The sequence below is a fragment of the Microcoleus sp. LAD1_D3 genome (assembly GCF_036702135.1).
In the GTDB taxonomy this organism is placed as follows: domain Bacteria; phylum Cyanobacteriota; class Cyanobacteriia; order Cyanobacteriales; family Microcoleaceae; genus Microcoleus.
The window spans coordinates 93,119-105,715 of the sequence record NZ_JAUBSB010000001.1 but is presented as its reverse complement, the minus strand read 5'-3'; the positions used below and the strand labels follow the sequence as shown (position 1 = coordinate 105,715).

The following is a 12,597-nucleotide window of genomic DNA, read 5'->3' as shown; positions in this document are numbered from 1 at the left end:
CGTGCGATCGCTATTGCCGTATGATTTTTTTTGATTCTCCAATTCTCGCTTTGGGCGGCACTTACAGAAAAAGTGCTGATTCATGAGAGTTTGTTGGGTGGAACGCTGATGGTAATATTAGTAAAGTTGTTGTGCGCGATCGGCATTTGAGGAGTTTGAGGCATGAAGTCATCCCAACCAACGTAATTATAATTATTAGACATCTCAAGCAAAGCCTGTCTTGAAAAGGCAGGATGCCTGTTCCACAATAATTATTGGAGAGGTAGATTGAACAGGGCTGGCGATGAAAGACAATTTATGAAAATTATTTTTACCTATACAGGACTGACCCAGGCACACTATATACTCTGCATAAGTCCTATATTTAGTTACTGGCATTGGTTGGGTGTTTTAAGCAATCTATTTAACATGATGCAATTGCCCGACCCAACTTTAGCAATATTTTAATATATTCAGCCGCAATATATGATTTACTCAAAATTAAGAATAGTCGATCGATCAGACTGGACAATTTAACAATGATTCCCAGGGAGCATTTTATGAAATCCATTGCTAAAAACCGCATCCACTGGACTTACTCAGTGGCTATTTTCTGTACCCTTTTCGCAATACCGCAACAAAAAGCTACAGCAGCCACCCTATCTAACGGGTGGAATTATGCGATCGATTCCTTCAACGACGGCGTGACAGGACCCCAAATCGGCGGCGGGGAATTTGAATTTTATGGCATCGCCATCAAAGAAACATCAGATACAGCTTTTATCGCCATCAATTCTAATCTAAGTTTAGCAGGATATGCCGACCCACTAGCTCAAAGAGGCAACATCAACTACGGCGATTTATTCTTCAATTTTTCCGGTCAAAACTTCAATACAGCTAACGCAAACGGCAGCTTGTTTGGTATCCGCTTTGCCGAAGGAAATGACTCCGGCGTGGCGACAACAGGCGTTTACACGAATGTTACCGCTAAAAGCGTCACTCAAACTAACTCTGGCTTTAGCAATTTAAATCAATTCAATACGGTAGTTGCATCTCAAGGCGGAACCCCATCAATGGGCGATTTAGCTGCTACAGACCCCTATTTTCAACAAACAGGAAACTGGACTGTTCTCAACTCAATAGCTACTGGTACAAAAGTAGGAGAAATCAATTTTTTAACGCCAGCAACTTTGAGCGTCTTCGGTCTTAATTTTGCTCAGTTTTATGCAGTAGGTTCTCAAACAATCGGATTCAGTTTCAATAAATCCTCAATGCCTTCGGGGAACTATATTGCTAACTTTTTTGCCGAGTGCGCTAACGATGCGATCGCTATTCAAGGCTCTTTTGAAAAAGAAGCTGCTGAACCAGTACCAGAACCTGCTACTATCTTCGGTACTTTAGCCGGATTTGGGATTCTAGGTATTGGTGCAGCGAAACGCAAAATTCAGCACAAGAGTAGCTGAAATGGATTTTATATCGCTCCCCGTAGGGACACGGCAATGCCGTGTCCTGCACTTCATAAACTGCAATCTGCTGTATCTACGACTCCTCTAAGCTAGGTTGAAATTGGCAGCACTTATTGAGCTGGCAGACATTCCATTGAGAGAGGCTAAAATTTCATCGGTTGCTGACAAACGGATGAAAGTTGAACTGTTTTCTTGAGTAATTGAGAGTTGAGAGAAAGTGAGATTGTTGGCGAGTATTAGCAAATCTTTGCCATCCTCAAAATCCAAGATAGTATCGATGCCAGAATTGGTGGAAATCAAGAATTTATCATTACCATCACCTCCAGTCAAAGTATCACTTCCTAAACCGCTAGTCAGCAAATCATCACCCTTACCTCCCAGCAGAATATCGTTACCATCACCGCCATTCAAAATGTCAGCACCGCGACCTGCAAACAAAGCATCATCACCGCTACTTCCTAGCAAATTATCGCTATTTTTGCCTCCGAAAAGAGAGTCATTTCCGATCGCACCGTCGAGGTAATCATTGCCCCTCATGCCCATCAAAGCATCATTTCCGCTGCCGCCATTCAGGATATCGTCGTCATTTGTACCGAGAATAGACCTCTTGCGAAAGTGCGAGCGCTCTAGTAAAATAAAAGAAAAAATTAGCTCCCATAATATGAATTACGAACAATTACAAAAGTCAACCGCCAAAGACTTTAAACGCTACTGTGGAGTACATCAAGAAACATTCAAAGAAATGGTAAAAATAGTCAAAGCGGAAAAAATTTTTCAAAAAAAATCTGGAAGACCAAGTAAATTGTGCCCAGAAGACCAAATCTTAATGACATTATCCTATTTTCGAGAATATCCGAGTTTTTTTCATTTAGGAATTAAATGGGGTATTGATGAATCAAATGCTTATCGAATTGTAATTAGAACAGAGAAAGCTTTAATAAATTCAGGTTTATTTAATTTACCTGGCAAAAAGATTCTGTATCAAAGTAACAAGGAGATAGAAACTGTAGCGTTGGATGTGTCAGAGCATGAAATAGAGCGTCCCCAAAAAAAGCAAAAAAAATATTATAGTGGCAAGCAAAAATATCATACAATAAAATCGCAAGTTTTAGCCAACCAAAAAACTGCCGAAATAATATGTACAGCTTTTAGTAACGGGAAAACGCATGATTTTAGTTTGTTTAAAAAAAGCAAGATAGGGATGAATCAAGAAGTTGAATTGCTAGGTGATAAAGGTTATCAAGGAATCAAAAAGATTCATACTAATAGTAGAACACCGCTCAAAAAAACCAAAAACCAAAAACTGAGTCAAGCCGAAAAATTTTTCAATCGGCAACTGGCAAAAGACAGAATTATCATTGAAAATATCCATCGAAGTTTAAATATATTTAGAATACTTTCATTTCCGATATCGTAATCGAAGAAGACGCTTCGGATTAAGATTTAATTTGATCGCTGGTATTTATAATTATGAACTTTCTTTGAAGACAAATTAGCCATCGCCTGAGACTTTCGCAAGAGGTCTATTGTAACATCGCAGGTCTGAGACATCCCAATTAGTGGTAATGCCAAATTCATGAGGACTTACGCACGGGGGCCCAGAAACCGGGTTTTTTTGCGAAATACTCGGTTCCCACCGACAGATTCGGTAAAAAACCCGGTTTCTTCGATCGAGCGTGCGTAAGTCCTGTTCATCTCAACTCACAAAGGCAAAAGCATCACTATCGAGACTCAAACCAGAAACTCCTTGCACAATACCAATCAGTTCATTTTGGTCTGTAGTTTGATAAAATATCCCGATACCTGTTGGCAAACCTACAGGAGATGCACCCAGAATATAATTACTCTTTGTGCCATGTAACTGAATCGAATCTTTCCCTTCTTTAAAATCAGTAATCAGAGCATAGTCACTCAAACCTAGGTCGGCATCATTGCCGTCATTGTAGTAAAATTGGGTGGTATCTCCGAGGATGAATTTATCCCGCTCTCTGCCACCTGTTAGGATATCAATTTCACTAAATCCAGCATTGACAGAATTTGGATCGACGCCAGTTAGGATATCTTTTCCTTTGCCACCCTTCAGGTTATCGTTACCTTTGCCACCAATTAGGGTATCTTCTCCTTTACCGCCACTGAGGTTATCGTTACCTTCGCCACCATCTAAACTATCGTTATTTTTACCTCCATCAAGGTTATCATTTCCTTGCCCGCCAATTAGGGTATCTTTTCCTTTACCACCGAACAGAATATCATTGCCTTCACCAGCATCCAAATAATCGTTGCCTTCACCACCATCCAAATAATCGTTGCCTTTACCACCATCCAAATAATCGTTGCCTTTACCACCATCCAAATAATCGTTACCTTCGTTGCCAATTAGGGTATCTTCTCCTTTACCGCCTGTGAGGGTATCGTTGTTATTTCCACCTGTGAGGGTGTCGTTATTTTTGCTGCCTTGGCTGTTAACTGGCGTGGAAAAAGTATCGTTATCTGCGATCGTTAATGTGGCGGTATTGTTGATACCAATAGTAGCACCGTTGCTGGGATTGCTTAAGCTAAGTTGGATGGTTTCGTTACTCTCAACTTCGGTATCGTCAATGATGGGAATTTCTACATTTTTGCTGGTTTCTCCATCGGCAAAACTAACTGTAATGGAAGTATTGTTGTAATCGGCGGGAGAGGTGGCGGTGTCGTCGGTTAGGGTAATTGTGGTGTTGACTATTCCATCACTGCCATTGGCCCGATCGATCTTTAGGGGCGCGATCGCACTACCATCTTCTTTAATGCTAAATTCTGGGTTACTAAAAGTTAAGATACCCGAATTGAGGCTATTGACTGCATTGGTGGGAGTTTCGGTATCTGGGGTATTGGGTGCGGATTCGATCGACTCAGGGCTACTGTTGGTAGGTACAGGATTTACTGTACTTGTGGGAATCTCATTATCTAAAGTATTAAAGACAGGGGTGGTTTGGATGGGAGTTTGGCTGTTAAAAGTGATGGTGGCTTGGGCATCAATACGAGTGCCAGTGGAGGGGTTGGCTTTAGGTTGGATGCTGTAGCCGACAAAACCCTGTCCTACCCCGTTTTCGTCGTCGGGAGGTAAGAAGCCCTGAGTTGCGCTGTTAGCAGGGTTGCCTGTGGTGGGATCGATCGCGGTAAATGTCCAGGTGACAATCCCTGTAGCAGTGTCTAATTCAGCGTCAACATCAACAAATACACCTCTGGTAGTAAGGAGATCGAGTCTTTCGCTGTAATTTTGTACGCCAAGGGGAACGTTAATTGTAATATCGCCAAAACCAAAGTCATTTAAGGTGAAGGTATCGAGGTTGAGATCGGAATCGAGTTGTTGGGTAATGGTAACTTTGGCAATGGGTGTGCTTTCCTGGGGGTTTTCGTTGGTGAAGCGGATGGTATTGAGAATGATGGCGTTTGCTGTTAACAAATATTCGTTTCCAACACCTTCGGGGTTGATTAGGGTGTTGCCTGCGTTGACAGTTTCTAGTCGTTGCTGACTGGTAGCCGCTTCAATAAATTCCGGATCTCCATCAGTTATAACAATATCTAGAATGACATCTTCCAGCAGATCTGGATCTGTAATTCCTGCCTTTCGGGCTATTTCTTCGGCTGCGGCGCGTTGTTGGGGGGTGAGGGTAGCTAAGGTGACGATCTTGTTGGGAAATGTGAGATCTGTAAAGGTAGTGGTATCTTGTCCTGATCTCGTTTCCGGTTGATTCGGAATTATTTTTGATGCCCGCAAATTAGTGGCATTGGACATATCATACCCAGCCAACCGTAATTGAGATGAAGGGTAGTCAAAGAGGGAAGTTGCTTGGGTAATTCGCCAACTATTGGCATATTCGCCGTAGAGTTGTTGATTGGATATAGTGCCGCCGATAACTGTACCGTCGCGGAGGGCAAAGTCATCGTTTTTGTTGCCGTTATCGTTGCCTAAAAGGCCGACAACTTTACCTTGACGGTTATCAGCTAAACCGACATTAATATTTAGGAAACTACCTCGATCGTCAATAATAATTAAGTCATTATTAGCGGTAGTGATACTGTATTGTTTGCCGGAACGGGTAATGAGGTTTTTCCCGACTGCGTAGAGTTGGCCATCAGGAATGTTTGCATCCTTCCCGTTAATAAGGATAGATAGGGTTTTTCCAGCGTAAAAGGCGATACGTTGTCCATCATTTTCAAGGGCAATGGCAGTGTTAATAGAAGCACTTTTACTATTTTTCCAAGGTTGTTGTCGGGTTTGGATTTCAAAGTTGTCAGTGGTAGATTTGACAAGAGTGAATTCTCCTACGCTTTGGAAATCGTAGCGTAATCCGTCGAGGGTTGTTAGGTGGGGGTCGTTATGAGTTTTGCCAAAAATTGTTAGATTCAATCTTGTGGATAGGGTAGATGGGTCATCAGGAGAATTACCAAGAATCACATAAGGAATTACATCAAAACCGTGAGGTATCTTCCATCCCCAACTAACATCAAAATAGTTATAGGTTCCCCCGTTTAACGGGTCTGTCACAAGTGTTCTAACAGGTCCAGGTCCAGATATTATAGCTTCACTGCTTCCAAACCACCCCTTATCTGGCTTCAACCATTTTGTATTGTTTTCATTTCCTTTATCCTGTTGATGAAATATTGCTAGCTCAGAATGAATCCAGCCCTCATCTTCTAGATGATATAAAGATGATGGAGTATTATTAAACACATTTCTTCCATAATGTAATACTATTCCACCATTATAAACTAATACAATTCCCAGTAATAGTGGTATATGGATAACTTCTCCTGATGGATCGTTATATTGTGTAGGGTTATTAAATACATACCGATAAAAATTAGTATCTCCAGCATTGATTCCGATCGGATCGACTGCCGTAAACCTTCCCAAACCACTATCATAAAACCTAGATCGCATGAAATCGAGTCCATTCCCCTCATCCATGACTCCCCATTGCCCAACATATTCAAAGGGATTAGCAACACCTTCAACTTTGGTTAAATCTTCCCCAAACGGTAAATAACTATAACGGTTAACATAACTTCCATCATTCGCTGTCAAGCCTACCGTCGAGCCGATCGCATCTGCATCATAATAATTACTATTGCTACCATTTACCCGACTGACTAAACCAATGCCATGAGTATAGTTAGCAACTAAGGTACTACCCTTATATTCCCCAACAATGTTCCCTAAACCAGTCGGATCGAGTAAATATTCCGTTCGTTGACCATTGAAAACTGTAGCAACACGGTTTCCTAAGCCATCATATTCATATTCCCAAGTATCTGGAGGAGTGACTACTTTAGTCAGGCGATTTTCGGCATTATAGGTATAGGTTGAAGTTTTTTCGCCTTCAGTTTTGCTAATTAAATTACCATCTTTATCGTAGGTATAGACAGCATTACCCACCTTGGTATATTCATTCAGATTATTGCTGGTGTAATTCGTGTTAGTCTCGTTATCCGTTACCCTGGTGCGATTTCCGGCGGCATCATATTGATATTTAATCGTGCGATTAGTCGGCGTAACTACAGAAGTTAATTGTCCCGTTGCATCATAACCATATTGAAAAGTCCCTTCTAAAGTGGTCATGCTAGTACGCCGACCTAAGTTATCGTAGGCATACTCAAACTTAGAGTTAACCGTATTATCCGCCTGATAATTGATTAACCCAGTTAACTGACTCTGTAAATCGTATTCATAGCTGGTATAAGTCCCGTTGCCGTTGGTTTCTTTAATCAGACGACCTGCACTATCGTAGTCATAGCCGATAATCTTTTCTTCAGTGGCATTAGTTAAAGTCTTTAAGCTGCCGGCGGGATCGTAACTATAGTTAACCGTATAACCATCTTCAGAGACAAGTTTAGTACGCTGACCATCGGCATTGTAGGTATAGCTGAGAGAACGCCCCGTAGGATATTTGATATTAGTAAGCTGGTTTGCAGCATCATACTGCATCGTAATGCTTCCTGTCCCATCAGTGACAGTGGTAAGATTTCCGTTAGTGTCGTAGCTATAACTAACTTTAGAATCATCTGCGGATTGTTTTTGAGTTAGCAGTCCGTCTTTATTGTAGGTATATTGAATCGTATTACCCCGACGGTCGATCGCACTGGTAATATTCCCCAACGCATCTACGCTAAATTGTTGGTTACTGCCATCAGGGTATGCGATTTTAGTGGGATTGCCTTTAGGATCGTAGGTATAATTAACGCCATTCCCTTTGGGATCTGTAAAACCTGTCAGTTGATCGAAGGTGGCATCGTAGGTAAATTTAACATCTTGACTGAGTAAATTCGTCTGTTTGGTTAAATTACCTGACTTATCGTAACCGTAAGCTGTTTTTCCTCCATTCGGCAGGGTTGTACCAATCAAATTCCCATCCGCATCATAACGAAATAGCAGATTTTGATTATTAACTCCCCGAATTTGTCTCGGATTACCCCTGTCATCTAGTAAAAGCGTTTGGGATGCTCCCGTACTATCGGTAACAGTAACACCGCCTAGGCTATCATAACTATAGGTCAAGCTTTGGCTTTGTTCGTTACTAAATTCTTCCGTCAGACGACCTCGATCGTCGTATTCAAAACTACGTTGATAACCTAAATCCGAACTAACAGACAATAAAGAATGTTTTTTCGCTGCTATATCACCCGTATCGTAACTATAAGTAGTTGTGCCTTCGGGACTTTTCACCGATAACAGATGTTCCCCACTGGTATCATAACTGTAGGTAGTAAGTTGTCCTGTAGAATCGGTAATCTGACTAATACGCTCTCGATCGTTGTAAGCAAGTGTTAAACTATCTCCATTAGTGTGAACTAACTTAGCCAGGAGATCGTTGGTATATTGCAGAGTAATCCGATTACCGTTAGTATCCTCAACATAATTGAGTTTGCCATCACTTCCAAATAGAGAAACTATTCCGTTAGCTTCTGTTAAGCGATACTCACTATTGGCGATCGTTAAAGTTGCACCACCATATTCAGTCAATGTGCCATCTGTTTGCTTCTCAAAAAATCGCTGTAAATTCCCTACACTGCGAATAACAACATTGCCATTACTCTCAGTTGTAGCGCGTAAATCCCACTGACTAGACCAACCTCGTCCTAACGTTCCTAAATTGTAGCGTTCAGCAATAGATTGGGAGAAAGTGCGATTAAACGTTAAAGATAATCCCGGTGCAGCATCAACCACATCTGTTGCGCTAATTAAACCCACATTAGTGAGGGTATTAGCAGCTTGATTCCATTCAAAGGCATATAATCGGGTTAAATTACTCGTCGTTTGTCCCAGTTGACTTAAATAATTGGCATCTTCTGCCATGACAGCCTGAAACTGTCCGTAGGTTTGCCCGACTGCTGCTGTAAAGTTACTCCAGATGGCATCCCAAGCACCAGAGTCAATAAAAGGATAATCTGCACGAGATTCTGCTTTAATCGCCGCCCAATCAATGACTTCATTGGGATTAACTTGTTCGACTGCAAAGTTAATTAAGCCATTGCCCTTGGGAGTATAGTTAAAGGAAATTTGATGACTTTTACCAGGGGCTAAAATCCCTGCTGCACCCTTATCGCTGCCACCAAACCCTAAATTCAGCAGTTGGCTGAGGCTTGTACTGGTGGTATTTTCTTGAGCTACACTACCTTGAAGGGAAGTAACCCCGGCATTGGTTGCAGATAATCGAAATAAAGGGGCTGTGACATCCGTTTGTCCGACATTTGTATAAGTTAGATTCACCACTCCCGGCGCTGGATAACTCAACTTAGTCTGAATATTCCCCAACGCACCATCGGTTACTGTAAAAGCAGCCTTAGAAGTAGCAGTATTTGCCTCATTTGCAACCTTGATATCGTATTTTCCAGTGTCTAACCCCTGCAAATCAAAAGTTGCCCAAGCTTCTTTGTCATTCACCCAATAAACTTTACTAGCAGCTTTTGTGGTACCATTGGGAGCAATTAAGCTCATTCGATCCGTTGGTGAAAACTTCTCACCCGCAATCGCGATCGTAGTTTCACCCTTATTGCTACCAGAAACCCCTTGAGGGAATGTGATTATGGGGGTAATATCATTATCGAGAATAGTCAGCGTTGCGGTATTTTGTCGACCAATTGTTGCTCCTCCAGTGGGAGTAGTTAGGGTCAGTTTGACGGTTTCATCTTTTTCTGCGATCGCATCATTGACAATGGGAATAATGACTGTCTTACTGGTTTCGCCATCCGCAAAATTAACGGTAATGGGTTCATTATTGTAGTCATCTGGTGCTTTAGCGGTGCCATCTTTCAAATTAATCGTGGCACTGACAGCCCCATCACTTCCCCCGCTACGAGTTACTGTTACAGCAGCAACGGCAATTCTGTCTTCATTAAGACTGAATTGAGAATAACTAAAGGCTACATTTCCGGCATTCTGCTCAACTGCATTTACTTCCCCATTAATTGTAATCGTCCCACGATCGTCCTCATCAGCCGTAATTTTCGGTATTGGTGGTGCTGGTGGCGGTGTCGGCGGTGTTGGTGGTTCTGGTGTCGGTGCAGTGTAATTAATAATAGTTGTGGTAGCAGTATCAGCAGTAATTATCGGTGTTACTGTTGCTGAACCTGTGGGATTTGACAGGGTGACGGTAATAGTTTCATCGGGTTCAACCGTGGTGTCGCCTAACACATCGATAGTAATAGTTTTCGATGTTTCACCCGCTACAAAATCAATCGTGCCAGTAGCAGTTTTTGCCCCAGAAGTGCCGCCGATGTTGTTGTAATCGCTGCCGTTGGTAGCTGTTCCTTCTATTGCATAATTGACGCTACTTGCCCCGCTAGTGCCCTCGCTGCGAGTCACAGTGAAAGTTAGAGGTTTTTTGTCGCTATTGCCTTCGTCAATGCTGGCGGTATCGGTGGCAATGGCATAAGAAATATCAAAGTTAGCTGCAATAGTTAGCGTTGTTTGTTTTGTTGTATCGGCAACGCCACCAGTAATTGTGCCAAAATTGAAAATTACGGTTTCGGCGTTTTCAGGTATCTTGTCAGAATTGATAGTAACTGCAATATTCTTGGTGAGTGCGTCACCTGTTGAACCTGCGGGGAATGTAATCGAAGTAGGGGAAAAGGTGTAGTCTGAATTTTCGGTGGCTGTGCTGCTGGGGTCGAGGACAATTGGCACAACTACATCGCTTAAGGGAGTGCCACCGCTGATGGTGATAGGAATATTAACTACTTTGTCTGTTGTTCCTTCGGTAACGCTGTAAGTGGCCGCACCGAAATTAACTGGATTGGATGTATTCAGTAAAATCGAGACATTATCAGAGAAGTCCGAAGTAGTGAAATTCGACCTATTTCCTGTAGCTAAATCTAACTTGCCGTCAGCATTGAAATCTCCTGCCACCATAGAAATAAGGTTAGTTGAATTATCATTTAGCGTAGTCTCCCAGTTGGTGTTAGCAGTACCAAAATTACCCGTACCATCTCCTAACAAGAGTGAAAATTTGTTACTACGAGCACCCTCATCCAACGTGGCTAAATCGAGTTTGCCATCGCCGTTAAAGTCGCCTGCAATTAGAGAATCGGAATATTGTAACACAGTAAAATTGGCAGCAGTACCAAAATTACCTTTACCATCTCCCAAGAAAACGGATACAGCATCCTTAGCATAGTTAATTGCAGCGAGATCGATGTTGCGGTCGCCATTAAAGTCGCCTGTGACGGTGCTCTCTTTCTCAATAGAAAAAGCCCTCGTATTAATAACGTTAATGGGGGCGTTAAAGTTGCCATTACCATCTCCTAAGAAAACGGAGATTCGGTTGTCATTATTCGATGTAGAGTTGAAGGTGACTAAATCGAGTTTGCCGTCGCCGTTAAAGTCGGCTGTGGTAACACCATCTTTGAATGTTGATGTTTTAATGTTAACGGGAGTGCTAAAGCTACCAGTACCGTCTCCGAAAAGTATTGAAATTTTGTCGTTGTTAGCCGATACTGTAGCTAAATCTACCTTGCTATCTCCATTAAAGTCGCCCGCTACGATATACCAAGGATCTGTCCCTTGATTGAAGTTAGTAGGATTGCCAAAACTGCCAGTACCTGTCCCCAGCCGGATGGAAACGAAACCGTCTTTGACTTGACTGGTACCGCTATTATTTTTAGTATTCGCTACAGCTAAATCGAGTTTGCCATCTCCATTAAAGTCTTGTATAGCAATGTCAGAGTGCTGCTCGCCGCTACCTGGGTTAAATAATTTGATAGGAGTACCAAAGCCACCCGCAGTACCCGTCCCCAACAATATGGCAATATCTTCGCTGCTTAGCACTACTAAGTCGAGGAAACCGTCGCTGTTAAAGTCGCCCGTACCCATGTATTGGGGGTAGTAGGGGACACTATAGTTCCCGGCTTCACTGAAGGTGGAGAGGATGTGGCTGTATGCTGCTAGAACTTCAGGCCGGAATGCTAAAGAGGCTGCTATTTTCCCGGTTGTGACTTCTAGTTCCCAGTCGCCGCCTTTTGCTGCACTTCCGGTGAGGTTTTTGGAGGCGGCAACGTTGGTATTTGTGAGTTTGGCGATGCGCTGGATGAAGGTGAAGGATGTCAATGCGACATTGCAACCGTAAATCAGAATGTCCGCACCCAGATTTAAAGCGCTTCCCCACTGCTGAAATTGTTTGGAATAAGTTTCCAGATTTTCAGAACACAATCTAGTTTTGCCCAGTTGCAAGCTACCCGGAGCACCGTGAGAAATGATGTGAATGCTGTCTATATTGGTGTGAAGAGCTAAAATTTCAGTAATTTGGTCGATCGCATCCCTGTTCCCATCCAAAACCACTACTTCCGTACCCGATGTTACTCCGGCAATCAAACTTTGATAATCTTCAACTTGAGAATCGATAAAGGCGATCGCACTTCTTGAAACTTGACAATTAAAATTTGGCATCACACCACCTAATTCCTGGTTTAAAAAAGACTGAAAATTTGTTGTATCAACCATAAGGCTTGATTGCATAAAACTCTGTAAAGATTTGATAAAGATGTATTGATAAATAGTCCCTCGATCGACCTTGGGAGTGCCAAGGGTGCCTCCCCACCCCCCACGAGGGCAACCGCGGGGGGATTGCCCCTACAAAAACTGGGGGGATATCCAAATCGGGTCGATCGGACTTTC

General features: G+C 42.5%; 5 protein-coding genes. 2 read left to right on the top strand and 3 right to left on the bottom strand.

Features of this window, described 5'->3' with window-relative positions; genetic code table 11:
• Positions 1-80: 80 nt before the first annotated feature.
• A complete protein-coding gene (locus QUA74_RS00350; RefSeq protein WP_333323925.1) occupies positions 81-203 on the bottom strand; it encodes a hypothetical protein in 123 nt (40 codons plus the stop codon).
• A gap of 336 nt (positions 204-539) precedes the next feature.
• Here QUA74_RS00350 and QUA74_RS00345 point away from each other — a divergent pair, with 336 nt between their 5' ends.
• Positions 540-1,442, top strand: a complete 903-nt coding sequence (locus tag QUA74_RS00345; RefSeq protein ID WP_333323923.1) for a PEP-CTERM sorting domain-containing protein — start codon at positions 540-542, stop codon at positions 1,440-1,442.
• Positions 1,443-1,529: 87 nt separating this feature from the next.
• On the opposite strand, the gene QUA74_RS00340 is transcribed toward QUA74_RS00345, so the two are convergent.
• Entirely contained in the window at positions 1,530-2,045 is a 516-nt protein-coding gene (locus QUA74_RS00340) for a calcium-binding protein (RefSeq protein WP_333324149.1), read from the bottom strand.
• A gap of 61 nt (positions 2,046-2,106) precedes the next feature.
• On the opposite strand from QUA74_RS00340, the gene QUA74_RS00335 reads away from it, so the two are divergent.
• Positions 2,107-2,941, top strand: a protein-coding gene (locus QUA74_RS00335) for an IS5 family transposase (RefSeq protein ID WP_333323921.1) whose coding sequence is annotated in 2 segments (ribosomal slippage) — positions 2,107-2,853 and positions 2,855-2,941 — 834 coding nt in all. Because the reading frame shifts where the segments join, the coding sequence is not laid out codon by codon here.
• A 200-nt stretch (positions 2,942-3,141) separates the two neighbouring features.
• Here the strand turns inward: QUA74_RS00335 and QUA74_RS00330 are convergent.
• Entirely contained in the window at positions 3,142-12,423 is a 9,282-nt protein-coding gene (locus QUA74_RS00330; protein WP_333323920.1) for a DUF4347 domain-containing protein, read from the bottom strand.
• Between the last annotated feature and the right edge of the window lie 174 nt (positions 12,424-12,597).

Excerpts from the sequence above, each read along its gene's own strand:
- QUA74_RS00345 (WP_333323923.1), top strand. The coding sequence starts at position 540 with ATGAAATCCATTGCTAAAAACCGCATCCACTGGACTTACTCAGTGGCT.
- QUA74_RS00330 (WP_333323920.1), bottom strand. The coding sequence starts at position 12,423 with ATGGTTGATACAACAAATTTTCAGTCTTTTTTAAACCAGGAATTAGGT.
- QUA74_RS00350 (WP_333323925.1), bottom strand. The coding sequence starts at position 203 with ATGTCTAATAATTATAATTACGTTGGTTGGGATGACTTCATGCCTCAA.